Genomic DNA, 26872 nt, shown 5'->3' with positions numbered 1-26872 from the left:
AATGAAAGATAGGGCCAAAACAAATCTTCCGTCCCTAGGTAGCGGGCTGACAGAGTTAAAAAATAGATTACTTTTTGTCATCATAGGTATCATGGTTTACCGGCTAGGTGCTCATATTCCGGTACCGGGACTTGATCCACAAAAACTAGCTAATTTCTTTGCTCAGCAGCAAAACACGATATTTGGCCTTTTTAATATGTTTTCCGGCGGCGCATTATCCCGAGTTACTGTTTTTGCAATTGGAATAATGCCTTATATTTCTGCATCCATCATCATCCAATTATTTTCAGTTGTTTCGCCTAAGTTAGAGCAACTCAAAAAGGAGGGTGAGTCAGGAAGAAGAACAATCAATCAATATACCCGATATCTTACGCTGATATTAGCTTTATTTCAGTCATTAGGTATGGCGCGATGGTTAGCTGGTCAACAAATAGCATTGCATGTTGATTTTGTATTCTATTTTACAGCAGTTTGTACTTTAGTGACCGGTACAATGTTTCTAATGTGGTTAGGGGAGCAAATCACAGAAAAAGGTATTGGGAATGGTATTTCACTGATTATTTTTTCTGGTATTGTTTCAAGTCTTCCTGCCGCATTATCTTCTCTTTTCCAACAAGTGAGAGAAGGGCAAATGCAAGGTATCACGCTGATACTTCTTGCAGTTGTTGTAGCGATTGTTACTGGATTTGTTGTGTTTATGGAGCGTGGGCAACGAAAAATACGTGTCAATTATGCTCAAAGAACACAAGGAAACAAGGTATATGCAGCTCAAAGCAGTCATCTTCCCTTGAAGATCAATATGTCGGGTGTTATTCCCCCCATTTTTGCTTCAAGTATTATTCTTCTGCCTGCTACATTAGCCCAGTTTTTTGCAAAGAATGGCTCATTATCTTGGCTTGAAGATATTAAATTAATGTTAACACCTGGTCAGCCCATCTATATGATATCGTATGCAGCTGCCATTATATTTTTTGCATTTTTCTATGCAGCCTTGGTATTTAATCCTAAGGATACTGCAGAGAATTTAAAAAAATCTGGCGCGTTTATCCCAGGAATTCGACCTGGTGAGCAAACAGCTCGATATATTGATCAAGTAATGACAAGGCTTACTTTAGTTGGGTCAATCTATCTCGTAGTAGTATGTTTATTGCCCCAATTTTTGATGAATACTTGGCATGTCCCCTTCTATTTTGGAGGCACATCTTTGCTGATTATTGTGGTTGTTATTATGGATTTTATTGCACAAGTTCAGGCTCATCTAATGAGTCAGCAATATGATTCACTGATGAAAAAGGCAAATTTTAAAGGTACTAAATTGCCTGGCTTGTTTTAATATTGTATTCGGAGTTAAACCATGAAAGTAAGAACTTCTGTGAAACGCATTTGCAGAAACTGTAAAATCATTAAAAGAAATGGTGTTATTCGTGTGATATGCAAGGACGCTAAGCATAAACAAAGACAAGGTTAATACTTGATTTTTTTGTTTATTAATAGTATTCTTCTGTCCTTTTGACAGAACATTAATGGTTCGGAGAAATTAATGGCTCGTATAGTCGGTGTAAACATTCCAGATAATAAGCATATAAGTATATCGCTTACCTATATCTATGGAATTGGGAAAAGCTCATCTTTAAAGGTTTGTGAAAATTGTAATATCAACCCCGCTACAAAAGTATCGGATTTAAGTGATGATCAATTGGAAACTATCCGTAATGAAATCGCAAATCTAACAGTCGAAGGGGATCTCCGCCGTATTGTCACAATGAACATCAAACGATTGATGGATTTGGGATGTTACCGTGGTCAAAGACATCGTAAAGGTCTTCCTTTACGTGGTCAGAGGACTAAAACGAATGCCCGTACCCGTAAAGGGCGTCGCAAAAGTACATCAAGTTAATTAGGTATAGATAATGGCTACGAAAAAAACATCAGTAAAGAAGAAGAAAGCACAAGTAGTGCATGCACATGTTCATGTACACGCGTCTTTTAATAATACAATTATTACGTTCACTGACCAACATGGTAACACGTTATGTTGGAGAACGTCGGGCGGGTCGGGATTCCGAGGCTCAAGAAAAAGCACTCCATATGCGGCTCAAATAGCTACAGAACGTGCTTCTGTTGATGCAAAAGAGTATGGGGTTAAAACCGTTGCGGTTTTTGTTCATGGTCCTGGACCAGGACGTGAATCATCCGTGAGAGAATTAATTTCTCAGGAATTTAAAATAACAGAAATTACCGACGTTACTGGCATTCCACATAATGGATGCAAACCACCTAAAAAACGACGCGTCTAGGAATTTTGGAGTAAGATAATGGCTAAATATACTGGTCCTAAATGTAAACTGTCTCGTCGACTCGGCACCGATTTGATGCATAAAAGTGGCGTACGAGATTTTGAAACAAAATGTAAAGCGAAAAGACCACCCGGTATGCATGCTGATGCAAAGCAACGAATCAGTGACTATGGTCACCAATTACGTGAAAAGCAAAAGATACGTCATCTATATGGTGTTCTTGAGCGACAATTCAGAAATTATTATATAAAGGCATCAAGCTTAAAAGGGTCTACGGGTGAAAATCTGATCGTTTTGCTTGAGAGTCGGCTTGATAATGTGGTTTACCGTATGGGATTTGCAACCACACGAGCTGAAGCAAGACAAATTGTTTCACATCGTTCAGTCATGGTTAATGACCGAGTAGTGAACATAGCTTCTTATCATGTTTCTCCTGGTGATGTGATTACCATTCGCCAGAAAGCACGTGGACAAAACCGAATTCAAGCAGCGATTGCTTTATCGGAACAACGTGCACCATGCGATTGGATAAATGTTGATGCGTCTGCGTTTAGTGGAACATATAATTATTATCCGACGATAGAAGATATCTCATTCAACTATAATATTAATTTAGTTGTTGAACTTTATTCTAAGTAAAAGCGGAGAATAGGCCGAATGTACACATCATTTATAAACGATATGCTCACCCCGTCGGTTCTGAAAGTAGAATCCACGAATGAATTTCATTCTCGTGTTGTTTTAGAACCACTAGAAAGAGGGTATGGCCATACTTTAGGTAATGCTTTAAGACGAATTCTCCTTTCTTCAATCCCTGGAAGTGCTATTACCGAAGTTCACATTGACAATGTAGCCCATGAATTTAGTACAATTGAAGGCTCACAAGAAGACGTTATTGAAATTCTCCTAAATTTGAAACAGGTTGCTATTAATATGCCTGTTGGCGAAGAGGCTGTTTTGCAAATATCAAAGAAGGGACCTTGTGTGGTAACGGCAGGTGACATACAACTATCGCATGATCAAGAAATCATAAACCCAGACCATGTTATTGCTCACTTAAATGAAAAGGGCGAGCTAAATATGCAGCTTACTGTAAAGAAGGGTGTTGGATTCCATGCGAATGTTGAACCTGTTCGTATGGAAGATGAGTTACCCATCAAATCAGTTGGAACGTTGAAAATTGATACGTCATATTCACCTGTAAAACGAGTTGCCTATTCAGTTGATAGCGCCCGGGTTGAAAATAGAACCGATTTAGATAAGTTAACAATTGATCTAGAAACAAATGGTGCTTTAGATCCTGAGGAAGCAATTCGGATTGCTGCAACAATACTTCAGCATCAATTGCGCTCATTTGTTGATTTAGATTTTGAAAAATCACAAGCTGAGAAAAAGGAAAAAACTGATTTTGATCCAGTTTTACTTCGACCGGTCGATGATCTTGAGTTAACGGTACGTTCTGCGAATTGTCTTAAAGCTGAAAGCATTATGTATATTGGTGACTTGGTACAAAAGACAGAGAATGAGCTATTAAAAACACCTAACTTAGGCAAGAAATCATTAACTGAAATTAAGGATGTACTTGCATCAAAATCATTATCGTTAGGTATGACGCTTGAGAATTGGCCACCGGCTAATTTAGGCGAATAAATTTAGGAGTTTAAACCATGCGACATCGAAATTCAGGCAGAAAGTTTAGCCGAACTTCCAGCCATAGAAAAGCAATGTTTTCTAATATGTGCTCTTCATTGGTTGAGCATGAGATTGTCAAAACGACTCTGGCTAAGGCTAAGGAATTAAGGGGTTATATTGAACCATTAATCACTAAAAGCAAAAGTGACTCAGTTGCTACCAGACGTTACATTTTTGATCGATTACGTTCAGATGCGGCTGTTGCTAAATTATGCACAACGCTAGGTCCTCGATATGCTGAGCGGCCAGGTGGCTATACTCGGATAGTCAAATGTGGTTTTCGTGCTGGTGACAGTGCACCGATGGCTATCATTGAGTTAGTTGATCGACCTACAGCGGAAGAAGTTGATGATGAGTCGGAAGATTGATCGCTAAATCATTTTTTGATAAAGCCGGTCTTACCGGCTTTTTTTTATCTCCATAGCAACCAATGGCCAAATATATTGCAAACTGATTAAATGATGTGTTACTATATAATCTTGTTTACACAGCGGTAGCTTATTATGGCGATTACTGTATCACCTGATTATACCATTTATGATCTTGGAATCTCCCTCCGGTTTAAATTGAAAACACTGTGTGAAAGCCCAAGTTTCCCTAAGATTGTTGGTGGCGTTGCATTTGCTGGATTATCAATGATTATTGGATCTCTGGCTATGTCAGCTTTGTCAGTTGGGTTAGGCGCGCCATTATTAATCGGAAGCATTGCCATTGGCTGCATTTTGTTGGGTGGGGCAGTCATTGCGGGTCTTTTGTATGGGTTAAATAAACTATTGCCCCAACCTACACCTCAAGATCAACCAGGACCTCGAATTTAAGCGGCCCTTTATTGGTTATTACTGCATGGGGTTACCTGAAGGTCAGGCGAATTATTCAATATGACCTTCAGGTGAGATGAACAATTAATTTTCGATAGTTCTGTTAGCGGGCTTTTTCCCTTGGGTTTGCCTTCCTCCGCCCGCAGGTCTTCTTCTTCGTTGCTGATTGCTTCTTTGTGAGCTGCTCGAATCAGATTGGGCATGACGTTGATCTTGCCTTTGTCGTTGTTTAGACCGTTGCTGAGCGTTTGGACGTCTTCTTTGCTGATGGGATGGTTTGTTTGATTCATCCTCTTTGACAGTGCCCTTAGACATGTGTTTAGTCGCTTTACTACCGAAAATTATTTGCCATATTTTTTTAAGTACACTATCTTTTGTGCCATTTTCACTATGGCTACTCTGAGCAAACGCTTCAACGGCAGGTTTACTTGAAATTAAACGCTCATCATCGGCTTTAATGAACATCACTTGGGGCTCTTCAATTAACTCATAGCTTGGTCTTTTTGCTTTCGTAATATTATCTAATTTTACGCTGTTAATAGAATAATGAGGCATTTGCAGATGGGGGTTCGCCACCACAACCACATCAACGCCATGTCGCTTCTCGATATTGGCGAGTTGATTTCGTTTTTCATTAATAATATAGGTCGCCATTTCAACAGGTAGTTGAACTTGGATTTGGGCTATTTTCTTTTTGAGAGCTTCTTCTTCTATTAAACGGACAATGGCTAAGCTATGGGATTGGATATTACGAACTGTTCCACGACCCTCACAACGCGGACAAATGTCTTGGGAGCTTTCACCAAGGGATAATCGCAATCGTTGCCTAGACATCTCTAGAAGGCCGAATCGAGATATTCGTCCAACTTGAATTCGGGCCCTATCATTTTCAAGCGCTTCTTTCAAGCGGCTTTCCACATCTCGTTGATTTTTCGCATTGTTCATATCGATAAAATCGATGACAATCAAGCCTCCTAAATCGCGTAGCCTTAATTGTCTGGCAATTTCATCGGCCGCTTCCAAGTTGGTATTAAAGGCCGTTGTTTCGATGTCAGTACCACCGGTTGCTTTAGCTGAGTTGATATCAATTGAGACTAAAGCTTCAGTACGGTCAATCACTAACGATCCACCTGAAGGTAACCGAACCTCCCGTTGATAGGCCGTCTCAATTTGGCTTTCAATTTGATAATAATTGTAGAGAGGAATCGTGCTGTTATACAGCTTTAGATTTTTTAAGAAATCTGGCTTAACCTGTTCGATGTATTGTTTCGCCTTAATAAATGCAATTTGATCATCAATGATGATTTCGTTGGTAGACTTACGTAAGTTATCACGTATAGAGCGAATAACAACATCACTTTCTTGATGTATCAAACAAGGTGCAAGACAATTTTTATAAGCCTTTTTGATTGCTTCCCACTGGTTAAGGAGCATATCTAAGTCAGTTTGTAACTCATCTAGGTTTTTACCCACGCCCGCTGTACGTATGATTAGACCCATGCCATCAGGCAATTTAAGCTGGTTCAAGGTGGTTTTAAGCTCATCGCGTTCTTCACCCTCAATTCTTCGAGACACTCCGCCAGAATTCGGATTATTGGGCATTAATACCAAATAACAGCCCGCGAGTGTGATATACGTCGTTAATGCAGCACCTTTATTGCCACGTTCTTCTTTATCAACTTGAATCAACAGCTCTTGCCCTTCTCGAATTTGAGTGGCTATCGGTGATTTTTCATCACCCTCAGGATTGGATGGCTTGGCGTGGCTCAAATATTCGGAGGCTATGTCTTTTAGAGAAAGAAACCCTTGTCTTTTTGCACCATATTCGACAAACACGGCGTTAAGACTTGGCTCACGTCGAGTAATGGTTGCTTTATAGATATTACCTCTTTTCTTCTCTTCGTTAGGACATTCAATATCCAGGTCATATAAAAAATTGTCTTTTACCAAAGCGACCCTTATTTCTTCGGATTGAATCGCATTGATTAACATTTTTTCCATGTTTTACCCCATAGTATAGGGCACTCATGCTGAGATAATTTGAGGCAACAACTTGATTTCAGCCGGCTTGCCGACCTACGAATTGCCATTGGTACGTGGCAATAGCGATGTCCTTTATACTGCCCAATTCTTCATAAATTGGCTATCAGACCACTTGTGATCTGTATTATGCTATTGTTTCACTTGAGTTTTAGATGGATTGTTTTATCTGTTGTTGCTTTTCATTCAACAGAACCATTTGTATTAGTGTGTCGTTGTATACAATCCAAAATTACCAAGTTTGTCCCAAAATGGGCGAGTATCCTCAATTATGTCAGTATTAGTGCTTATGTTAAATTTATTCGGTAAGGCTCTAACAGTTGTCGCTGGTAAAAAACAAAATGTCCAAGTTCACGATCCTATTTTCAGTAGATACTCGCTTTTTGTTACATTTATTGCTTTTATTTCCGGCTAAACTTCAGGAGCATTGCCATGGTTATATAAAATCCTACTTCTCAGAAAAACAGTTATCAACGCGGTAAATGAATACAATTTTTGTATTGTCTCGCTGATGCCAGCTTTATTAGGATATTAGGAAATTACTTAACCCTAATTTAGTTACTAAAGTAACTACAAATACGTTATAATCTTGTGGCGCATCAAGTCGATGGCTTTTTTTACTCGACTTTTTTACGCATACAGTACAATATACCAAAAAATTAAGCGCCAGCAAATAGGTTCTAGCAATATGTCTGATGTAAATTATCAAATTGTTCAGCCAGATGAGTCAGGACAACGGCTTGATAATTACCTTTTCCGTATACTCAAAGGTGTTCCGAAGAGTCACATTTATCGAATAATTCGCTCGGGTGAGGTAAGGGTTAATAAAAAAAGAACACAACCCCAATATCGCATACAACCTGAAGATCTTATTCGCATTCCTCCTATTCGAATGAATGAACATGAGTCAAAAGCAAACGATTTTAAAGTGACGAAACAGGTTAAGCGAATCGAGGATAGCATTCTATTTGAAAACAATGCCTTTATGGTAGTGAATAAGCCAGCAGGTATCGCCGTTCATGGTGGAAGCGGTATTCAATTTGGGTTAATCGAGAGCATACGAAACTTAAGGCCAAAAGCACCATTTGTCGAGCTCGTCCATCGATTAGATAGAGATACATCGGGCTGTATCCTTTTAGCTAAAAAACGGAGTGTTTTGAGATTATTGCAGGCAGAAATGAGAGAGCGTCGAATTGAGAAAAGGTATTTAGCATTGCTCTATGGACGATGGGACGAAAATACTAAAATTGATGTTAAGGTTCCACTAAAAAAAAATGTGTTAGCCTCTGGCGAAAGAATGGTTTTTGTTGATAATGAAGGTAAGCCAAGCCATACTACGTTTTTTTTAAAACGAAATTTCAACGATTGTTGTTTGGTCGAAGCACAATTGCATACAGGGCGTACGCACCAAATACGTGTGCATAGCCAATATATTGGCCATTCAATTTTAGGTGATGATAAATATCAGTCAAAAACGATTAATTTAGGTAATTTACCAAAAATAAAGAGACTCTATTTGCATGCAAACGCAATTAGTTTTACCCTTGAACAAGAAAAATTTTATTTTGAAGCACCACTTGATGATACGTTTCAACAATATCTTGACTACCTAGAGGGTGAGGACCCTAGTAAATGAATAAGCTAGCTTATCAATTGATAGTTTTTGATTGGGAAGGGACACTGAGCGATACGCTCGGACAAGTTTTTGAGCTGATTAGTGATGAGGCGAATACGAGGGGGTTAGAACCGCCTGATTGGAATCAATTACGCGATTCCATCCAATATGGGCCCAATATTGCGTTAAGGAAAATATTTCCCAATTTATCGGAAGAAGAGTTATTCCAATTCTTAAATATTCTGCAAAAAAAGTTAGCCAAGTCGAGTGAGCAGGCCTATTTATTACCCGGGGCTTTTGAGTTTATCCAGTTGCTCCATAACCTCGGATTTGATTTAGCGGTTGCAAGTAACAAAGGCGAACAATCGCTAGTAAAATCCATTAAATTAGCAGGACTTGATCCGTATATCCAAGTTTTTCGATCATCAGGTCAAACTGCGCCAAAACCGCATCCCGAAATGCTTGAACAAATTTTGAGTATATTTCAATGTCCTGCTGAGCGGTGTTTGATGGTCGGAGATTCAGAAACCGATGTTGAAATGGCTCAGCAGCTAAATGTGCCAGCCGTCGGCATGGATTTTTATCACCAAAATCAAGCTAGCTTAGAAAAAGCAGGAGCTGTCGTTGTTGTTGATAATTTTGATGATCTGGCAAAATTCATTGGTATAAAGGAGTAATGAAGCCGTGAGTTATGAACATAATATTCCAAATTTTTTAACACTTTTTCGTGTACTTTTGATCCCCATTTTTGTGATAGTTTTTTATTTGCCTTTTCATTTTGCTCATCCGTTAGCGGGTATTATTTTTGCCATTGCCTCCATAACGGATTGGTTTGATGGCTATCTTGCAAGAAAATGGAAGCAAAGCTCCCCGTTTGGGGCATTTATGGACCCCGTCGCAGATAAGTTGTTAGTATCAATTAGCTTGTTGTTGCTCTTAGGGCAAAAAGATATAAATTATATTACGCTCCCCGCTATCATTATTGTTGGCCGGGAAATTTTAATATCTGCGTTGCGTGAGTGGATGGCAGAATTAGGAAGCAGGGCAAGTGTTACAGTAAGTTATGTAGGAAAAGTGAAGACCACGTTACAAATGATAGCACTATTTTTATTGATTACATTTGATTTGGCTAGCAGTTACTGGGCGTGGTTAGGTTTTGTGCTTTTGTATGTGGCTGCAATACTTACTTTATGGTCAATGTTGGTTTATATTTCCCTTGCATGGCCTTTAATTGTTGGCAAAGCAACAGAGTAAAAAAATCATAGCTATCCAGCTTCACCTGTAATTAATTTATCCAGGTGAATTGTTACAAAAAATCAATTTTTTAGTTGACACGAGGGCAAAAAACGGTAAAATTGCAACTCGTACAGTGACGCGGGAATAGCTCAGTTGGTAGAGCACAACCTTGCCAAGGTTGGGGTCGCGAGTTCGAGTCTCGTTTCCCGCTCCAAAAAGCGACAGATTCGTCGCTTTTTTTTTTAAAACAGCACTGGCAAGCTGAATGGGGCTGTGTGGCAGAGTGGTTATGCAGCGGCCTGCAAAGCCGTGTACGCCGGTTCGATTCCGGCCTCAGCCTCCACAATTCGATATGCCCAGGTGGCGAAACAGGTAGACGCAAGGGACTTAAAATCCCTCGGGAGTTAAATCCCGTGCCGGTTCGACTCCGGCCCTGGGCACCAACGATGTCCGACAGAAAAAAATCAATGATTAGAGCGCTAGCATGAACCTATGCATGAAAGGATTATTACGTTTTTTGCTAATGAATAGTGCTAAAAATACTGCCTTTCTTTTCCCTTCTCCCTAGATAGATGAAAGGTGTCCTAAAGCAGGATGAGGGTTTGCTAAATCAAAGGTATTATTTGGTTGCGTAGCGCATCGTGCTTGAGATGCCTCTAAATAACTTGTTTGATTTTTCCTTGTTGAATTTTTTATTGAATTAGGCTGAGAAATTCCGTTCGCGTGATTGGGTTTTTGCGCATTTCACCTAGCATTACGGATGTTGACATTAGTGAGTTTTGCTTTTCCACCCCTCGCATCATCATGCAGAGATGTTTCGCTTCAATGATAACGCCAACACCTTTAGCGTCGGTAATTGATTCAATGCATTTAGCAATTTCTTGAGTTAAGCGTTCTTGAATCTGTAAGCGACGTGCAAAATAATCAACGATCCGAGCAACTTTAGACAAGCCAAGCACTTTCCCATTAGGGATATATCCCACATGGCACTTACCGAGAAAGGGAAGTAAATGGTGCTCACAAAGCGAATACATTTCAATTTCTTTGACGACCACTAATTCATTCATTTCAGAATCAAACAAGGCATCATTAATGATATCATTCAGGTCCTCAGTGTATCCTTTTGTTAAATAACGCATTGCCTCTTCAGCACGCTTAGGTGTTTCGCGTAGCCCTTCACGATCGATATCTTCGCCTAATTCAATTAGAATATTTTTATAGTAAGCTTGCATAGTTACTCTGTAAAGTATTAGCCTGAAGCCACCTTATCTGGCAGCCGTTTGGCAAAATATACAATCCATGTTTGCGTATGTCCATATTTATACCCAATTTACATCAAAATGCTAAATTTATGCTATCTATTTTTCCGCCCTTAAACCATTTAAAATCGCGCATTAGGACCTTATTATTACTTGCTTTTAAACGATTTATGAACAAAACCAATGTGTCGCTTAAAAGCTAGCATTTTGAAGAAAATTGGATATATACCAGTGATTCTTAATAAATTATAACAAAACTTTAGGGAGGTTCCCTAGTATTTGTTATAATATGTTTTGCAATTAACCATTTTTTTTTCCATAATACCGCCGAGAAATATATTTATAGGTTTTAGACAATGAGTTTGAAAAACATTAGCGCGGGCAAAAATGCACCTGAAGAAATAAACGTTATCATCGAAATCCCAATGCAGGGACATCCAGTGAAATATGAAGTGGACAAAGAGTCGGGCGCTCTATTAGTGGACCGATTTATGTCAACAGCGATGTATTACCCATGCAATTACGGGTATATCCCACAAACATTATCTGAAGATGGGGACCCTGTGGACGTTTTGGTTGTTACCCCTGTTCCGTTGATCAGCGGTTCTGTCATAAAATGCCGATTAATCGGTGTGCTACAAATGACAGATGAGTCGGGTGAAGATGCAAAACTACTTGCTGTTCCTATCCGTAAATTATCGATGATGTATGATGGCGTTGAAAGCTATGATGACTTACCCAAGAGTTTATTGTTATCAATCGAACATTTTTTTCAACACTATAAAGATCTTGAAGATAATAAGTGGGTTAAAATTAAAGGCTGGGCTGGACGTGATGAAGCAAAAGCTGAGGTAGAAGCCAGTGTCGAGCGGTTTCATAAAAGCTAATTCATTTTAGTGTTGCTATTTTATGAGACGGTGACATCTGAGACAAACGAAGTTGAGAACGCCAGTGTAACCCGTTTGCTAGCAAACGGGAATTCACCCAAAGTAAAATTTTTTGATTATAAGCTACCAGGCTGGACACATATCGATCATCTCCCCAAAAAAATAGGAACTCTCAGGGCCTTTCCACAGTAATCTCTGAAATATCAGTTTACCCCTCCAATTCATACCTTCCTAAATATTATCAGTATGCTTAAAAAGCTTTTAAATGTGTCTCATTTTTGATACAATTGATTAAGTTTTTTGATTTAGGACTCCCAGTGATACAAAAACTCGATCGCCTAATTCTTACTGTTGATCACTTCAAGCATTATAAATTTTCTAATCTTTGCGCAACAATTATCAAAGGTGCGATTGCCCACGTATCAAAAAATGAATTAATCCTTTACCCAGAGTTTCAGAAATATGCGCTTACTTCGGAGCGCCTAAAAGAGTATTTCGAAAATTATAATCCGGAGGGCATTCCCTTCAAAGATTATGCGAAAGAACCCGTTTTTGTTAAAAACTTAAAGGATCTATTAAACGCGGTTTATTTATTACAAAAAACCTTTGAGGATTTAGAGTCGATCGATATTCGAGAAGGCGATCATAAGATTTTTCAATGGTATGATGCTGTTGATGAGGATAAACAGATTGAAATTAACCAATTGCCTTTGTGGAAACGATGGTGGTATAAGGCATCGGGTGGTGTAAAGACAGCTTATAATGGAACTGGGGAAGCGAATACAGCAAGGCAAAAATTATGGCATGATACCATTCCAAAAGCCTACCAAGCATCGCATTTAATTACGCATTTAGATTTTTCGATTCTAAGCGCGTTTGTCCCAGAATATGAATCACTCCTGAATGCCTTTAAAAAGCTGGAAAATCTTGGTAAACAAGTTCAGGACTATACCGATATTACTCCGGAAAATGTGCAAGACTGGATGCAGCCCGATCAATTGGGATCCATTGTTGGTGAAGGATTATACCAATTAAAGTCAGATGGTGGTTCCGTTGATATGAGTTTTTTAACCCATTTGAGTGGCTCCTTACCTTCATTTTTTCAACAGCTAACCGACTCACTCAAGCAATATAGCCCTAAATTAGCCAACATTGAAACGTCTCTGTCCAAAGAGCAATTGGCTAAATTCGAAGAGAAGGCTGAAAAAATATTAGTCGCAACGGATAGATTAAGAAATCGCAATAAGTTGGTATTGCCCCTCTATGTATTACATTATATCCGATTAATTCAAGATATCGTTATGTTAGGCCGCGGGATTGTAGACCAGTTTTCACTGGCAAATGAAGCCTCTAAAGAAGTGGTGATAGAGGAGTTAAGAGAACTAAAACATCAAAAGATAGGGGCGTTATTCCTTTTGCTCGATAAAACAGAAGCAGAACTAATGCTCAAGCCAGGCACCTTGACTGGGCCTTGGATGAAGGTGATGTCTGAGTATTGGTCTAAGTTAGCCTATTATGCGAATAATTATATTGATCTTCAAGATAAGGCACCTGACTTATTGACGTTAAATGATTGGGCCTTGATGAATCGTCGAAAGGAGGTAATGGAAGATCGTATTGACAAGAATAGATCATTATTTGCTGTCAATAGTCGAAGACTGGATGCATTTAACCGGTTTTATCAAAATCTAGAAAAGTTAGATGGAAGCCATGCTGTAACTAAAGAGGAGCTAGAAAACTTAGCTAAGCACTATCTTTTATTTCAGCGGTTTGTTATTGCTAAAAGCCCCAAACTGCATGCAAAATTAGTTGAGACCTATTTATCTGAAGACGCTATAAAAAATCATACAAATGGGTTCTTTAACAACTTATATGAAAACTACATGCCTTATGCAGTTACCTTTTTAAACTGTAAAACAGAGTTGTTGGCGATAAAAAAAGACATCAAAAATGCCATCCAATCTGCTAGCAATACCCCATTATTGAATATCAGGATTGCTGAAGATCTGTGCAGAAATCTTGATACAACCGCAAATTTACCGTTGATTCCTTTTCAAAAGCAACCGCCACCGGATATGACAAACGAAAACGATGAGCTTATTCAAGCTTATAAGAATCTATATCAGGCACAGCGCGAACAAAAGCATCTCGGAGAAGCGTTAAACGATTTCAGTAAATTTGAAGCAAAGCTAAAGCAATTACTAACTGATCACCAATTTCACATTAATGGTTTAAATGAAGGCGACAAGAAGGAGTTATCGACATTGTATGCCTCATTACAGCCTTATTTAAATTCCTGTGTGGATAAAGTACAACAAAATAGTTGGTCCTATTTCGATAAACGAATGGTTCAAGCTCTCACGGGTGATGTCAACTGGGTACCGACCGATAAATCCTCTTTTCTTATTCGAGAGGTGATTATGAAATTGGCTTTTTTCAAATTTCATCCTAAGTTATTAGAGGCAAAACGATTAGCCAATGAAAAGGTCAAAACATACCAGAAAATGCAAAGAGAAAAGGCTGTAGCATACAAAGAAGACTTACATTATGTTGAGCCTAAAAAAGTCCTTGAGCGAGCCAACTATGTTTTTAAATGGGAATTTGTACCTAAAATTCCTCAATGGATACAAAGCCAGCGCGAACAGCTTTTAAAATGGGTCATTGAAAATTACAGCGATGCCATCACAAAAGAGCTTAAAAACCAAGCACAAACAGGCGCGCCTTATCCCGAAATTGAAGATACGTTAACAAGGCTAAGTCAGCCTCATCAGCTAGTGGTCATTAAGCAAGTGCTCAATGCCTTGTATTATCTTGAACAGTCCTCACAAAAGCTTGCAGAGCTGCGTGAAGATTCTTATCAATCTATCTATGTGTATAATTTACTTCAAGCGTATGAAGGGATTGAACAGATTTATGAATTAGGTTTGGCATTGCACAGCGATCCATATTTGTTATCGTTTATTCAACAATTGCAAGTGCAATACCAACAATTCAAACAGGCCGCTTATGCCAACGCGTTGCCATATCAAACTTCTTCGCTCGAAGTCAATCACCACCAGAATAAACCTGTGCAATGGTCAGCACTATGGTATACAGTCCAGACTCTAAAGGTGTTGCCGAATCACATTCAAACTCACCTTCAAGGAAAACCGGTTGAAGGTATGCCCAATTTTGATGCGTCCTACTCAGCTAAGCAGACGTGTTTAGAAATTGAGGAATTAATGGCTAAATCGGATTCTTATTTGCAAGTATTCTTAGCGTTGCCGCAAATTGCTAAATTGAGTTATCAGCTTCGTGATGAAAGTGTCAGCCTAGGTCAACTAATTCACCACTCAGTGGTTGATCGTTTGAAGCTAATTCAAAATGGGCCTTTAACCGATATATTAATCGAAGCAGACAAACTAGAAATTTCTATCGGATTAAAAGCGGGTACCCTCTCGGAACCTGTCAGAAAAATACTTAATAAATTTTATGTTGAGTTGGTTTTCCAACAACAATTGCCATCTAAACAAACATTTGACATTTTGTTTAGCAAAGAGGGCTGCTTAAGACGATTAAATAGCATAGTTAATCGAAAAGATGATCTGATTTTGCAAATGAATCAGAGGAAAGAGAATATCCAACTACTCGAAACGGCAACCCAATGGCTTGACACTTACTACGATCAAAAAACAGTCATGCCTTTTAACAAAAAATATGAATTCATTCGCTGGTTGCGGAAAAATAAGGATTTGATTATCAGGCTTGAAGAAGAAAATAATCTGGCTGTCGATTTTATCAATAGCAATCCAACAAATCTAGAACAAGAAATTTACCGAGCCTCACCCCATTTAAAGCTGGATTTGCCCAATTTTGAATTTCGAATCAAGCGGCTGAAAGCAAAATTAACGGGTGAAAACGCATCGGATCTTTTTGCTACCGAAAAGCAGCAATTGCTCATGGGCTTTATTTCCGATGATAAATACGCAGCCATAGTTTTAGCAGAGCAAAAAGAACAAATGAAGCACTTTATTGAGCTTCAATTTGATAAAGTCGCAACACCGTATTTGACCCGTACTATTGGCATTGCCAGTTTAAGCAAAGACTATAAGAATCGCCTAGAAGCCTACCAAAAAGAAGAGCGCAATCGTATTCGTGATGAGATTTGCAATCGGCCTTTAGACGAGTTGGTCAACCAAGATTTAATATTGATTACATCCAATGCGACTAAAAATTCGCTCGATCGATTTGTTAATGCCTATTATGACGATTATGCATTACTATGTGAATTTTTGAATCAACTTCAGTTTTGTCGAGTATACGCGCAAGAATTATCGGTTAATGAAACCAACAATAGGAAGCAACAAAAGTATAAAAACTTCTTGGGTATTCTCGATGATTTTGAGGAAATCACCTGTAATGAAAAGCTGATGCCCGCTGAGCGAATTAAATTGCTAAAAGACTTAACTAAAAAAGATTCTATTTTTTACACTCGCCTCATGAATATCAGAAATGATGTTGAGCCCTTTACATGGCTATGGTTTAAACAATGCATCGAGGATTTATTAGCGCTATTGCACCTGCGCAGCCCAACGCGCCAACAACATTATGATAATATGAGCAATAGCTTGGAAAAATCATTTGTTCCAATGAAACAATTATATAAAGCAAATGGATTTTTTAGTTTGAAAGTAAAAGAGGAAGCCCAACAAGGTATAAACCAACCACTGGCCACGCCTCAAGCAAATGGTGGGGAAGCAGCCACACATTCAACCAATGTACCATCCATCGTGTCAACCCCCGCATAATTGTGGTGGGCTACTCGTTAGTATTTCAAGGGCAATTTCTCCCCATGTCTGGGGAGAAACTCAATATTGAAGAAGAAATTTTTATCATTCCGATGCAATCGGCATCTTTGCTATCGAAGAAGGGAGTAAAATATCTCTAAGAGGCACAATTTTGTAACCCTTTTTTTGATACATATCGATGATGTCACCCATTGCATGTGCATTGATTAAATTAGCATGGATTAATAAGATTTCCTTGATAGGTTTCCCATTCTTTTCACTTATTCGCTCCGCTCGCTTAGTTTGTTGCCAAATGTAACTCAAATATTGTTGTTTGATTTTTGGCAGATGTTGGGGGCGATTACGCCAATTGATACTAAATAATCGATCGTTGAATCGGAAATCTTTACTATCGATGGTCACGGGCGCAATGATGTAACCTTTTTGATGTAAAAATGAGAGAACTTTTTCTTTCTTTTCACCTCTTCCTTCTGCTAAATAGGGATATCGGAAAAATTTGGGCTTAGTAAGTATTGGCTTTAGAACCTTGTCCGCCTTATCAATGTCTTTGATATACCGTTCAGTCGCAGTGCTGTACAAATTTGGATGCGAATAGGTGTGATTTCCCACTTCAAGTCCTGCATTTGCGAATTCATTTAACATGTCCCATTGACCTTTTTCGATCGTACCGGCCACCACAAACCCTGTAGCAGGAACGCCTCTGTCTTTGATAGCCGCCAGCATTTTCATAAATCGGTCATGCTCTCGACGCAGATTACCAGGATTGTAATTAGCGGAGCCAACAAAGGGTAAATCATCAATGGTTATCGCGACTTGTTTTTCTACCGCGTAGGCAATGGGATTGATCGATAACATCACTGTCCAAATGCATATTAATGTTATCCAATTTTTCATGCGTCTCTCCTTGTATTATTCTTATATTTAGCTTGAACGCCTTTTAAGGATGTTGGTCGGTAGGCTTAGAATAGTTCTCACTACTTTCTAATATAGTCTTTATTTATAAAAAAGGTAAGGCTAGCTAAATTTTTTGACCATGTAGATCATAGTGCTAGAGATTCTTAAATTATGGTTAACTTGATAAGCTATTCATTTTGGTCTAATTATTAATTATCAAAATAATGGAAATATTCTCATGAAAAATGTTCGCTCCGCCCTCGAGCAAAATGCAGCCTTATTAAAATCAAGAGTGTCCAAATATGCTTGGTATGGCTTAGCCATTTCAATTTTGACAATAATCATTGCCACATTGGCTGTTAGCTATCAAATGTCGGGGACAATTTCCTTCCAAGGAATCGTTGATGCGCAAAAAAATAACATTGCCTTGTTAGTGTTAGATCTTACCCCGTTTTTATTTATGTTTTGGGGACAGTCCGTCGGATCAATGATGTCCTATACGGCAAGTGCCATGGTGATAGACCAAACAGAATCGCTTCGTCTGGAAAAATCACAATTGGAATCTCGGGTTGAACATGACATCAGTCACGACTTTTTGACAAAACTGCCCAATCGAAAAATGTTTGTGAAAAGACTAAAACGAGCCATATCCTCTATGACAGGCCACGAGGGAAAATTGGCTGTTGTTTTGGTTAATATTAACAATTTTAAAGAAATTAACACCGGTTTAGGTGCAAATAACGCAGATAAAATACTGAAGCAATTTTCCATTCGCTTGTCGTGTTCAGTTTCAGATGTTGTAACGGTTGGTCGTTTCTCTGGTGATGAATTTGCTTTGTTATTTCCTCACCTTGACAGCATGGACGAAGTCAAAGAATGCATCAAGAAACTACAGCAAGCTTTATCAATTCATTTTGCCTTGGATTCTTTTGCTATCGATGTGACTGCAAGAATGGGGATATCTGTTTATCCAGATCATGGTGATAATCACGATCTATTGCTACAATTTGCAAGTATTGCGCTCTATAAAGCAAGGATGTTAGAAAAGAAATTTGTCATATTTTCAAAAGGCATGGAAGCGGATCAGCCAACGCGGCTTGTTTTAATGAGTGAGCTTAAACGCGCCATTGAATTAGAACAGCTCGATATCTATTTTCAACCAAAAATCAATTTAATTGATGGAACGATTTATTCATTAGAAGCGTTATTAAGATGGTCTCACCCCGATTTTGGTATGATCAATGCCTCCAAATTTGTTCCCATTGCAGAACGAACGGGTATGGTAAAGTCGCTGACAGACCACGTACTTAATATGGTGTTCTCTCAGGCTGCTCAATGGCACAGTGAAGGCACCAATCTCAATATTGCGGTCAATTTGTCAGCCGTTGATTTAACCGATCCTGAGTTGCCTGACAGGGTTAAATCCGCTTTAGAGCGCTATAATATGCCAGCCCACAAATTGACCTTTGAAATCATTGAGAGTTTTTATTTAACGGATCAACGAAGTGCTGTTGAAGTGATTCATAAACTTGCCAATATGGGTGTTAGAATTTCGATTGATGATTTTGGAACTGGCTATGCATCCTTTATGTACTTATCCGATTTAGCTGTCAGTGAAATTAAAATTGACCGGTCGTTCATTTCCACCATGTTGGAAAATAAGAAAAAGGCAAGTATCGTTGAGGCAATGGTTCATCTGGGACGAGAGCTCGATATTACCGTTGTTGCTGAAGGGGTTGAAACAGTTGCCCAACTCGAAAAGTTAAAGAAAATGGGGTGTGAGGTTGCTCAAGGATTTTATTTTGCCAAGGCCTTACCTGCCAAAGAGATACAACGATTGGTTAATGAAAATCACCATTATGATTTAACAGACCAACCCAAAACAACCGGAAACGAAAAAGTTGTGAATAAAACACAAATTGATATCGTTGATTTTCCAAGAAAGGATGATTCAAAAGTCTCTCGATAACCACCGGGAATTCATCCTATTGTCTTTCAGGTAGTCCTGTTATTTGGTACCGTATAATCGATCGCCTGCATCGCCTAACCCGGGTAAAATATATTTTTTATCATTTAATTTTTCATCCACCGCTGCTGTGTAAATTGGAATGTCTGGGTGGACTTTGTGCAAGGCTTCTATCCCTTCAGGTGCCGCTAATAAACACAGGAATACAATACTTTTTGGATTGAGCGCTTTAATGCGGGTGATTGCTGCAACGGCTGTGTTGCCAGTAGCCAGCATCGGATCAAGAACGATGAAATCACTTTTTTCACAATGGGGAGGCATTTTAAAATAATACTCAACTGCTTTTAGTGTGTCATGATCCCGATACAGACCGACATGGCCAACTTTTGCAGAAGGTATTAATTGTAACATCCCATCGAGTAATGCATTGCCTGCTCTTAAAATAGAGACAAAAATGGGTTTTTTGCCGGCCAGCGTCGGGGCCTCCATCGGCATTAAGGGTGTTTCAATCGTTTTCAACTTTAAAGGTAGATGGCGGGTTATCTCATAAGCCATTAACAGGGATACTTCATGAATTAATGAACGAAATTCGCGAGTTTGGGTGTATTTATCGCGCAACTCGGTGAGCTTATGCTGAATTAAGGGGTGATCAAGAATAATCACTTTTTGCGTTGTCATGATTGTCTATCCCTGTGTGTTAATGCGCCAGCCCTGTATAATTCAAACCTGATGCATTTGTTGTTCAATGACGCGTCGACAAGTTAAAGGTTTGCATAAATAATTAATGACATTGCGGGTGCCGCCTGTGCCAGTGATGGTGAGCTCCCCATATTTTAGCAGGCTTCCTATTAAGGATTGTCGTATATCGATACTTTCAATTTTGTCCAAAGGAATATCAATGGTTTGGCGCACTAATAAGCCGGTTCTTAAAATCACTTGCTTGGGTTTAATCGTAAGCGATGAAAATTGGTAAGTAACCCAAGTCATTATAATCCATATGCCGCCAAACCCTGAAACATAATAGAACATATCACGAAATTGCTGTAAATTTGAGGGTAAATGAAACGAAGCATAAATGGGTGCAAGGACCACGCACAAAGGCCATAAGAAAATAATGATGTGCAGCTTTGCTTGGTGAATGGTCGGTTGATTGGTCATGTCAATGGCTATACTAGGATTTCGCTCTTATGTATACTATACCTTATCTTAATGAAAAAGCCAGGAATATGCGACGGATTAGCCGATGTTTAAATCCCCAATTAGTGGAAATATGCTTACAAAGCTTTCAGGTGGATAAAATAAATGATATTTTTTTGGATATGCTGCCTGAGCATCTGCAAAGCTATTGTCGAGTTGCCAGCTTTGTTAGGGGCAAGTTAACGATTAGCGTCAGAGACGCCGCATTTGCGACAGAGTTGCGCTATTTGATCCCAACGATTCGAGATTGCCTGCGCCGTGACCATCAGCTTTATCAACTCATCCAGTGTGATATTATGATCGAGTCCCCACACGCAGCTCCCGTCTTTGTATCTAAAGATAAAAAAGCTAGGAAGGTTAGTCAAAAGGCAAAAAAAACGGTTGAATCACTTGCTGAGAGTGTCGATTATCCACCTTTAAAAAAAGCGATAAAACAATGGGCTGATCACTTAGAGTCTAAAGAGTAACTTGGTTATCTATCCTCAGATCTTTCACCCTGAAATGTTATGCTTCAACTAGCTCTAAGCTTTTGAATGAGAGGCTAGCGGGTGCTTCTGCATAATTTTTAGCATTGAAGTAGGTGTATTCCCATGCATCTTTTCTAGCCATTAATGCTCTTAGCAGGCGATTATTCATTTCATGGCCCGATTTATGTCCTTCAAATGCACCAATTAATCCGCAGCCAAGTAAGTACACATCGCCAATAACATCTAAAACTTTATGCGAAACAAATTCATTGTCAAAGCGCAAGCCATCCTCGTTTAATACGCGGTACTCATCAACCACAATAGCATTATCTAAGCTACCACCTTTGGCGAGGTCATTCTCACGCAATTTCTCATAATCGGACAAAAACCCAAACGTTCGAGCGCGACAGACTTCTTTGATATAAGAGGTCGATGAAAAATCGAAAACAGAGCGTTGGGGTTTATCATTGAAGACAGGGTGATCGTAAGCAATCGTGAACCCAACCTTGAACCCATCATAAGGTGATATCTCAGTAAATTTATCACCATCTTCAACACGGACAGTTTTCTTTATGCGAATAAATTTTCGAGCCGCTTCTTGCTCGATGATGCCAGCTGATTGAATAAGAAAAACAAATGGCGCAGCGCTTCCGTCCATAATAGGGACTTCAGGTGAGTCAACATCAACGTAGGCATTGTCAATGCCTAATCCGGCCATTGCCGATAATAGGTGTTCAACGGTGGCGACTTTGACATTTTGGTAGCTTAAGGAGGTACATAACATGGTATCCGACACGTTGTCGTAAACCGCGGGTATTTCTACCACCGGATCTAAATCTGTTCTACGAAAAACAATTCCCGTGTTGATGGGAGCTGGTTTCAGTGTTAATAACCCTTTTTTTCCTGAGTGTAAGCCTACGCCCGTAGCTTGAATAATTTTTCTAAGGGTTCTTTGTTTGATCATTAATCATTCGCCTATTCGTCGTATTATTTTTTAAGACTTATGCAGAATTTCTGCCAAAAGTTGGGTGAAATTTTGCTTAAACCCTACCACTTTTTTCACACACCAAACTTAACCATGTTAACAACAATTTATTGATTTGTCTAACAATTCCAAAAAAATGACTAATTATTATTCTAATAATCGACCATTATTATCTAAATTGCAACCATTCTGTTTGAAATTAATCTTAAAAATGGGGTGGTTATAAAAAAACATCTTAAGGCATGGTGCATGGACGATGTGCTTTTAACCGAACAAAGATTTCGAATTCGCTAACCTTTCATCGGCCTTTAGTTACCTTCTCCCCCTATCTGGGGAGAAGGTGACATCGGACTTTTTGCCAAGCTTACTTTTTTCGCCGCAAAAATGCGGGGATGTCTAAGTAATCTGTATCTTTGTTGCTATTTTCCATCTGACCTACCGCTGCTTGCTTTCGAACTACGGCAGGGCGCTCAAATTGCTGGTAGTCTAAATCAGGTGAATGCTTGGTGCTAACCTGAGAGGTAGCAGGGGTATGAGCTGTTCTAGCCTGATCCCTTCGATTACCCAGGCCAGTAACAATAACGGTGACGTGCATGTCGTCGGTCATATTTGGATCGATGACCGTTCCAACAACAACGGTTGCATCATCAGAGATAAACTCTTTGATAACATCGCCCACTTCTTCAAATTCGCCAATCGACATATCCATGCCAGCTGTTATATTGACAAGAATACCCTTCGCACCCGATAAATTCACGTCTTCTAGTAAAGGTGATGCGACGGCAGATTCAGCCGCTAGTCGGGCTCGTTGCTCACCTGAGGCAGTTCCTGTTCCCATCATGGCCATTCCCATTTCGGACATGACCGTTCGAACGTCTGCAAAGTCCACATTAATGAGACCGGGGCGGGTAATTAAATCAGAAATGCCTTTAACTGCACCAAGAAGGACATTGTTGGCGGCCTTAAATGCATTCAATAAACTGATGTTTTTTCCTAAAACAGTTAATAATTTGTTGTTTGGAATCGTAATCAGTGAGTCAACATGCTCAGCCAGTTGGCGGATGCCTTCTTCTGCGGCTAGGCTACGTTGCTTTCCTTCGAAGGAAAATGGCTTAGTCACAACGGCAACGGTTAGAATCCCTAGTTCTCTAGCCACTCTAGCAAACACGGGTGCTGCACCCGTTCCGGTTCCACCGCCCATGCCAGCTGTGATAAATACCATATCTGACCCTTCGATACAGGCACGAATTTTTTCAATATCTTCCTCAGCCGCATCTCTGCCAATTTTGGGATTAGCGCCTGCACCCAGTCCTTTGGTCAATTCACCTCCCAGCTGCATAACCGTTTGGGCGTTTGAATTTTTCAGGGCTTGTGCGTCCGTGTTGGCGCAGATAAACTCAACGCCTTCAAAATGTTCAGCCAGCATATGTTCGATGGCGTTTCCACCGCCACCACCAACGCCGATGACTTTGATAACAGCACTATCTTGCTGGTTATCCATTAATTCAAACATGATGCCTCTCCTCTTAATTTAGGCTGAGCTGTGTATAAACAGTCTTTGAATATGAGTAGTTACCAGGGAATGTCCCTAAAAATTACCTTGAAACCATGCACGCATTTTAGCCCAGACATTTTTTGCTTGTGGTCTGAGTCTTGGCGTATTGTACCCTGTTTCTTGTTTATGATTAAAGCCATGTATCAATAAACCGACACTAGTTGCCATTGTTGGCGAAATGGATTCATCAGGCATGCCGGGCAAACGATGGGTTAGCCCATGTCGAACGGGCATATTGAAGCTCATTTCTGCCAATGACAAGGCGCCATTTACACAAGAACCACCACCGGTTATGACAAGACCTGCAGGTATCCTATCGGCAAAACCGCTACGTAATAATTCATTATTTACGAGCATGTACAACTCTTCATAACGTGCATAAACCACTTCTGCTAGCATGCTGGCTGCAATTTTGCGCCCTGCACGATCATTGGACGCGGGTGATACTTCAATCATATCATTCGTGCTGGCATGTGAAGGGATAGTGGTTGCATATTGAATTTTAATTTGCTCCGCTGATTTAGCGGGGGTACGTAACGCCATGGCAATATCGTTGGTGACTTGATCCCCTGCGATTGGAATAACGGCTGTGTGTTGGATCGCACCCTGAGAAAAAACAGCAATATCCGTGGTGCCTCCACCGATATCGATTAAGCATACCCCAAGTTCTTTTTCATCGTCGGTTAAGACAGAATGACTTGAAGCCAGCTGTTCTAAAATAATGTCTTCGACCTGTAAACCGCATAAATTAACGCATTTCACGATATTTTGTGCAGCACTAACGGCCCCCGTGACAATATGGACATTCGCTTCAAGTCTTACACCGGCCATGCCAAGTGGTTCACGAATGCTCCCTTGATTGTCAATAATAAATTCCTGGGGCAATACATGTAGGATTTTTTGATCCGCTGGGATAGCGACGGCTTTAGCGGCCTCAATAACACGCTCAACATCCGCCCGAGTCACTTCTTTGTCTTTTATAGCCACAATACCGTGGCTATTTAAGCTGCGAATATGGCTGCCAGCAATGCCAGCATAGACGGTTGATACCTCACAGTTGGCCATTAACTCGGCTTCTTCTATCGCTCTTTGTATTGAATTAACGGTGGCTTCAATATCAACGACGACGCCACGTTTCAATCCTCGAGAGGGGTGTCTCCCCATTCCAATTACATTAATAGAGCCATCTTCACTAACTTCAGCGATTAAAGCGACAATCTTCGATGTCCCTATGTCCAGACCAGTGATTATTTGTTTATCTTGTTTTTTGGCCATGTTAACCTATTTTCCCCGATAGCGATCGATTTATTCTACACACCATTTTGTCAAATCAAGCGTCGCCCTATAAAAATGAAAGTGCGACAAATTGACCCTATTGTTCGTACTTAACTGCAACCCCTTGCTTATATCGTAGGTCTGCGTAGTTAATCCTAGCCGATGATTCAGCTTGTATAGCTGGAAGACGACGAAGAAATCTTTCCAGTCGACTGATAATTTGTTGATTTCCCAACTCTATTAGCATGTCATTTTTTAACCGTAATTGCCAGCCCTGTGCAGGAGAATAACTTAGTTCTCTACAATAAAATCCGTAGCCTGATAATATCTTACTCAATTTTTGGTAAGTATGTAAAATATCTTTTTTATTTTTTTCGGGTCCCTCTAATTTAGGTAAGTTATCGAATATTGCTGGGTCTTTAGTGCTAAATACCTCCCCTGATGGTGTGATGAGCTGATTATGCCAACTGGCAATTGGATGCCTTTCTTCAAAATGCAAGACTAATTGGTCTGGCCACAGCCGTTTAACGTCAACTTGTTCAATCCCGTTTAATGCGTTTAACTGCTGGTGTAATTGATGGACAGGTAACGTAAAAAAACTCTTCTCAAGAAAAGGAGATATCGTTTTTTCAATGGTTTTTCTATCGACAAATTTAAACGGTGATTCAACCTTTACGACGTCAATAGGGAACCGTTCAGGGTCGCTAAAAAAAAGATAGAAACAACGGAAAATTAAAAAAACAGCAAATACAATCAATAAGAACAATTTTATCGGCTTTCGTTCAGGTTCTATTTGATCATTTGCCATAGTTATTACTGGTAATCCGTTAAGCGATTTGATTTGATTTGATGATTTCTTTTTGCCAATGTGACTAATTGATTCAACAAATCTTCATAGCCTAGGTTATCATGTTGCCATAGTTTTGGATACATACTGATGGAAGTAAACCCTGGCATGGTATTAATTTCGTTAAAATAGATATCATTCCCGGCAATGAAAAAATCAATTCTTGCGAGTCCTTGGCATTTTAGCCTTTGGAAGATCTGAATGGCAGCATGCTGCACTTTTTGTTGTAAATCCTTACTGATGTTGGCCGGAATAATTAAATCGGTTAGCTCACTTTGACAATATTTGGCGTTATACGAATAGAAACCATCTTGGTGTACCGTTTTTATTTCACCCGGTGTCGATGCTCGGGGAGGGTTGCCTATTTCTAGATCTTCCAGCACCGATATTTCAATTTCTTGCCCGTGAATGCAATCTTCAACCAACACGGTGTGATCAAAACGAAAAGCATCTTTCACGGCTTCATGCAATGATTGGCTATCGTTGACTTTATGAGTGCCAACACTTGAGCCTAATGAACACGGTTTGACAAATAATGGCCATTGATTTCGATCGATCAATTGTTGCAGGATCGTTTGGCGTTGCGCGTCAGACTGAGTGGCTGTTAAACAGACGTAGGGTGCATGACGGATATCATGACGGCATGCAACTTTTCGTGTCATGTCTTTATCCATACCAATAGCGGATGACAAAACGCCACAACCGACATAAGCAATGGATAACGATTCTAACAAGCCTTGTAAACAGCCATCTTCATACAATGGGCCATGCATCACGGGGAAAATAACATCAGCATCGATGGTGAGTTTCCCAAAATTATCTAAGCTTGGCAGGGCTTTAGAGTGTTCTGTTTTTACTGGAAGCGAGTCTCGGTAGGTCATCATTTCTTGATAGTCATTAAGAAACAATAGCCCATTTTTATCGATCGCGATGGGGATGATATCGTAAAGACTGGCATCTAAATTATGAACAACGGAAGCCGCAGAACGGAGTGATATTTCGTGTTCTCCCGATTTCCCGCCATAAATGACTGCTACTTTATCTTTTTTACCCAT

25 protein-coding genes and 3 tRNA genes are annotated in these 26872 nt (G+C 39.7%); 18 read left to right on the top strand and 10 right to left on the bottom strand.

Annotated elements, in window-relative coordinates:
- The first annotated feature begins 1 nt into the window (after window position 1).
- From secY to AB3348_RS05200, 8 genes are all read left to right on the top strand, one after another.
- Window positions 2–1333: a preprotein translocase subunit SecY gene (gene secY / locus AB3348_RS05235; protein ID WP_367606508.1), complete on the top strand. Its 1332-nt coding sequence runs from the start codon at window positions 2–4 to the stop codon at window positions 1331–1333.
- 21 nt (window positions 1334–1354) lie between these two features.
- Window positions 1355–1468: a 50S ribosomal protein L36 gene (gene rpmJ, locus AB3348_RS05230; protein ID WP_367606507.1), complete on the top strand. Its 114-nt coding sequence runs from the start codon at window positions 1355–1357 to the stop codon at window positions 1466–1468.
- A 72-nt stretch (window positions 1469–1540) separates the two neighbouring features.
- Window positions 1541–1897 carry a 30S ribosomal protein S13 gene (gene rpsM, locus AB3348_RS05225; protein ID WP_367606506.1) on the top strand — a complete coding sequence of 119 codons (357 nt, stop codon included), beginning with the start codon at window positions 1541–1543 and terminating at the stop codon, window positions 1895–1897.
- Window positions 1898–1910: 13 nt separating this feature from the next.
- Window positions 1911–2297 carry a 30S ribosomal protein S11 gene (rpsK, locus tag AB3348_RS05220; protein WP_367606505.1) on the top strand — a complete coding sequence of 129 codons (387 nt, stop codon included), beginning with the start codon at window positions 1911–1913 and terminating at the stop codon, window positions 2295–2297.
- Between the two features lie 18 nt (window positions 2298–2315).
- Entirely contained in the window at window positions 2316–2936 is a 621-nt protein-coding gene (gene rpsD / locus AB3348_RS05215) for a 30S ribosomal protein S4 (protein ID WP_367606504.1), read from the top strand.
- Between the two features lie 18 nt (window positions 2937–2954).
- Window positions 2955–3947 (top strand): DNA-directed RNA polymerase subunit alpha, encoded by a 993-nt coding sequence (gene rpoA / locus AB3348_RS05210; protein WP_367606503.1) that lies wholly within the window; start codon window positions 2955–2957, stop codon window positions 3945–3947.
- Window positions 3948–3964: 17 nt separating this feature from the next.
- Window positions 3965–4357, top strand: coding sequence for a 50S ribosomal protein L17 (gene rplQ, locus AB3348_RS05205; protein ID WP_367606502.1), 393 nt, complete (start codon window positions 3965–3967; stop codon window positions 4355–4357).
- A 135-nt stretch (window positions 4358–4492) separates the two neighbouring features.
- On the top strand, window positions 4493–4807 hold the full coding sequence (locus AB3348_RS05200) for a hypothetical protein (RefSeq protein WP_367606501.1): 315 nt from the start codon (window positions 4493–4495) through the stop codon (window positions 4805–4807).
- An 84-nt stretch (window positions 4808–4891) separates the two neighbouring features.
- On the opposite strand, the gene AB3348_RS05195 is transcribed toward AB3348_RS05200, so the two are convergent.
- Window positions 4892–6808: a ribonuclease E/G gene (locus tag AB3348_RS05195; RefSeq protein ID WP_367606500.1), complete on the bottom strand. Its 1917-nt coding sequence runs from the start codon at window positions 6806–6808 to the stop codon at window positions 4892–4894.
- A gap of 727 nt (window positions 6809–7535) precedes the next feature.
- On the opposite strand from AB3348_RS05195, the gene AB3348_RS05190 reads away from it, so the two are divergent.
- The 6 genes from AB3348_RS05190 to AB3348_RS05165 all read left to right on the top strand — a co-directional run bounded on the left by AB3348_RS05190 (window position 7536) and on the right by AB3348_RS05165 (window position 10141).
- Entirely contained in the window at window positions 7536–8483 is a 948-nt protein-coding gene (locus AB3348_RS05190) for an RluA family pseudouridine synthase (protein ID WP_367606499.1), read from the top strand.
- On the top strand, window positions 8480–9139 hold the full coding sequence (locus AB3348_RS05185) for an HAD family hydrolase (protein ID WP_367606498.1): 660 nt from the start codon (window positions 8480–8482) through the stop codon (window positions 9137–9139). Before AB3348_RS05190 ends, AB3348_RS05185 begins: the two co-directional genes overlap by 4 nt.
- A gap of 7 nt (window positions 9140–9146) precedes the next feature.
- Window positions 9147–9716, top strand: a complete 570-nt coding sequence (gene pgsA / locus AB3348_RS05180) for a CDP-diacylglycerol--glycerol-3-phosphate 3-phosphatidyltransferase (protein WP_367606497.1) — start codon at window positions 9147–9149, stop codon at window positions 9714–9716.
- A gap of 120 nt (window positions 9717–9836) precedes the next feature.
- Window positions 9837–9912 (top strand) — tRNA-Gly (locus AB3348_RS05175).
- 55 nt (window positions 9913–9967) lie between these two features.
- Window positions 9968–10041 (top strand) — tRNA-Cys (locus tag AB3348_RS05170).
- 11 nt (window positions 10042–10052) lie between these two features.
- Window positions 10053–10141: transfer RNA gene (locus AB3348_RS05165), tRNA-Leu, on the top strand.
- Between the two features lie 249 nt (window positions 10142–10390).
- Here the strand turns inward: AB3348_RS05165 and folE are convergent.
- A complete protein-coding gene (gene folE / locus AB3348_RS05160; RefSeq protein WP_367606496.1) occupies window positions 10391–10930 on the bottom strand; it encodes a GTP cyclohydrolase I FolE in 540 nt (179 codons plus the stop codon).
- A 383-nt stretch (window positions 10931–11313) separates the two neighbouring features.
- On the opposite strand from folE, the gene ppa reads away from it, so the two are divergent.
- The gene (gene ppa / locus AB3348_RS05155) at window positions 11314–11844 is read left to right on the top strand and encodes an inorganic diphosphatase (protein WP_367606495.1); all 531 of its coding nucleotides are present in this window, start codon (window positions 11314–11316) and stop codon (window positions 11842–11844) included.
- 317 nt (window positions 11845–12161) lie between these two features.
- A complete protein-coding gene (locus tag AB3348_RS05150) occupies window positions 12162–16631 on the top strand; it encodes a hypothetical protein (RefSeq protein WP_367606494.1) in 4470 nt (1489 codons plus the stop codon).
- Window positions 16632–16715: 84 nt separating this feature from the next.
- Here AB3348_RS05150 and AB3348_RS05145 read toward each other — a convergent pair whose 3' ends face one another.
- Complete coding sequence (locus AB3348_RS05145) at window positions 16716–17525, bottom strand: polysaccharide deacetylase family protein (RefSeq protein WP_367606493.1); 810 nt, start codon at window positions 17523–17525, stop codon at window positions 16716–16718.
- 238 nt (window positions 17526–17763) lie between these two features.
- Here AB3348_RS05145 and AB3348_RS05140 point away from each other — a divergent pair, with 238 nt between their 5' ends.
- Window positions 17764–19494, top strand: coding sequence for a putative bifunctional diguanylate cyclase/phosphodiesterase (locus AB3348_RS05140; protein WP_367606492.1), 1731 nt, complete (start codon window positions 17764–17766; stop codon window positions 19492–19494).
- A gap of 39 nt (window positions 19495–19533) precedes the next feature.
- On the opposite strand, the gene upp is transcribed toward AB3348_RS05140, so the two are convergent.
- Both upp and AB3348_RS05130 read right to left on the bottom strand, forming a co-directional pair.
- Window positions 19534–20169: a uracil phosphoribosyltransferase gene (gene upp / locus AB3348_RS05135; protein ID WP_367606491.1), complete on the bottom strand. Its 636-nt coding sequence runs from the start codon at window positions 20167–20169 to the stop codon at window positions 19534–19536.
- Window positions 20170–20211: 42 nt separating this feature from the next.
- Window positions 20212–20649 (bottom strand): PH domain-containing protein, encoded by a 438-nt coding sequence (locus AB3348_RS05130; protein ID WP_367606490.1) that lies wholly within the window; start codon window positions 20647–20649, stop codon window positions 20212–20214.
- A gap of 29 nt (window positions 20650–20678) precedes the next feature.
- Here AB3348_RS05130 and AB3348_RS05125 point away from each other — a divergent pair, with 29 nt between their 5' ends.
- Window positions 20679–21155 carry a DciA family protein gene (locus AB3348_RS05125; protein ID WP_367606489.1) on the top strand — a complete coding sequence of 159 codons (477 nt, stop codon included), beginning with the start codon at window positions 20679–20681 and terminating at the stop codon, window positions 21153–21155.
- A gap of 37 nt (window positions 21156–21192) precedes the next feature.
- Here AB3348_RS05125 and lpxC read toward each other — a convergent pair whose 3' ends face one another.
- From lpxC to AB3348_RS05100, 5 genes are all read right to left on the bottom strand, one after another.
- Complete coding sequence (gene lpxC / locus AB3348_RS05120) at window positions 21193–22119, bottom strand: UDP-3-O-acyl-N-acetylglucosamine deacetylase (RefSeq protein WP_367606488.1); 927 nt, start codon at window positions 22117–22119, stop codon at window positions 21193–21195.
- A 385-nt stretch (window positions 22120–22504) separates the two neighbouring features.
- Window positions 22505–23653, bottom strand: coding sequence for a cell division protein FtsZ (ftsZ, locus tag AB3348_RS05115; protein ID WP_367606487.1), 1149 nt, complete (start codon window positions 23651–23653; stop codon window positions 22505–22507).
- 75 nt (window positions 23654–23728) lie between these two features.
- Window positions 23729–24970, bottom strand: a complete 1242-nt coding sequence (ftsA, locus tag AB3348_RS05110; protein ID WP_367606486.1) for a cell division protein FtsA — start codon at window positions 24968–24970, stop codon at window positions 23729–23731.
- A gap of 97 nt (window positions 24971–25067) precedes the next feature.
- Window positions 25068–25778 carry a cell division protein FtsQ/DivIB gene (locus tag AB3348_RS05105; RefSeq protein WP_367606485.1) on the bottom strand — a complete coding sequence of 237 codons (711 nt, stop codon included), beginning with the start codon at window positions 25776–25778 and terminating at the stop codon, window positions 25068–25070.
- A 5-nt stretch (window positions 25779–25783) separates the two neighbouring features.
- Entirely contained in the window at window positions 25784–26872 is a 1089-nt protein-coding gene (locus tag AB3348_RS05100; protein WP_367606484.1) for a D-alanine--D-alanine ligase family protein, read from the bottom strand.

Origin of the sequence: Legionella sp. W05-934-2, from assembly GCF_964199965.1 — a bacterium.
In the GTDB taxonomy this organism is placed as follows: Bacteria; Pseudomonadota; Gammaproteobacteria; order Legionellales; family Legionellaceae; genus JAFIFT01.
The sequence above is the reverse complement of the archived record's forward strand: the minus strand, read 5'-3'. Positions and strand labels throughout refer to the sequence as shown.

Coding starts and splice junctions, on each gene's coding strand:
- secY (WP_367606508.1), top strand. CDS start 2: ATGAAAGATAGGGCCAAAACAAATCTTCCGTCCCTAGGTAGCGGGCTG.
- rpmJ (WP_367606507.1), top strand. CDS start 1,355: ATGAAAGTAAGAACTTCTGTGAAACGCATTTGCAGAAACTGTAAAATC.
- rpsM (WP_367606506.1), top strand. CDS start 1,541: ATGGCTCGTATAGTCGGTGTAAACATTCCAGATAATAAGCATATAAGT.
- rpsK (WP_367606505.1), top strand. CDS start 1,911: ATGGCTACGAAAAAAACATCAGTAAAGAAGAAGAAAGCACAAGTAGTG.
- rpsD (WP_367606504.1), top strand. CDS start 2,316: ATGGCTAAATATACTGGTCCTAAATGTAAACTGTCTCGTCGACTCGGC.
- rpoA (WP_367606503.1), top strand. CDS start 2,955: ATGTACACATCATTTATAAACGATATGCTCACCCCGTCGGTTCTGAAA.
- rplQ (WP_367606502.1), top strand. CDS start 3,965: ATGCGACATCGAAATTCAGGCAGAAAGTTTAGCCGAACTTCCAGCCAT.
- AB3348_RS05200 (WP_367606501.1), top strand. CDS start 4,493: ATGGCGATTACTGTATCACCTGATTATACCATTTATGATCTTGGAATC.
- AB3348_RS05195 (WP_367606500.1), bottom strand. CDS start 6,808: ATGGAAAAAATGTTAATCAATGCGATTCAATCCGAAGAAATAAGGGTC.
- AB3348_RS05190 (WP_367606499.1), top strand. CDS start 7,536: ATGTCTGATGTAAATTATCAAATTGTTCAGCCAGATGAGTCAGGACAA.
- AB3348_RS05185 (WP_367606498.1), top strand. CDS start 8,480: ATGAATAAGCTAGCTTATCAATTGATAGTTTTTGATTGGGAAGGGACA.
- folE (WP_367606496.1), bottom strand. CDS start 10,930: ATGCAAGCTTACTATAAAAATATTCTAATTGAATTAGGCGAAGATATC.
- ppa (WP_367606495.1), top strand. CDS start 11,314: ATGAGTTTGAAAAACATTAGCGCGGGCAAAAATGCACCTGAAGAAATA.
- AB3348_RS05145 (WP_367606493.1), bottom strand. CDS start 17,525: ATGAAAAATTGGATAACATTAATATGCATTTGGACAGTGATGTTATCG.
- AB3348_RS05140 (WP_367606492.1), top strand. CDS start 17,764: ATGAAAAATGTTCGCTCCGCCCTCGAGCAAAATGCAGCCTTATTAAAA.
- upp (WP_367606491.1), bottom strand. CDS start 20,169: ATGACAACGCAAAAAGTGATTATTCTTGATCACCCCTTAATTCAGCAT.
- AB3348_RS05130 (WP_367606490.1), bottom strand. CDS start 20,649: ATGACCAATCAACCGACCATTCACCAAGCAAAGCTGCACATCATTATT.
- AB3348_RS05125 (WP_367606489.1), top strand. CDS start 20,679: ATGTATACTATACCTTATCTTAATGAAAAAGCCAGGAATATGCGACGG.
- lpxC (WP_367606488.1), bottom strand. CDS start 22,119: ATGATCAAACAAAGAACCCTTAGAAAAATTATTCAAGCTACGGGCGTA.
- ftsZ (WP_367606487.1), bottom strand. CDS start 23,653: ATGTTTGAATTAATGGATAACCAGCAAGATAGTGCTGTTATCAAAGTC.
- ftsA (WP_367606486.1), bottom strand. CDS start 24,970: ATGGCCAAAAAACAAGATAAACAAATAATCACTGGTCTGGACATAGGG.
- AB3348_RS05105 (WP_367606485.1), bottom strand. CDS start 25,778: ATGGCAAATGATCAAATAGAACCTGAACGAAAGCCGATAAAATTGTTC.
- AB3348_RS05100 (WP_367606484.1), bottom strand. CDS start 26,872: ATGGGTAAAAAAGATAAAGTAGCAGTCATTTATGGCGGGAAATCGGGA.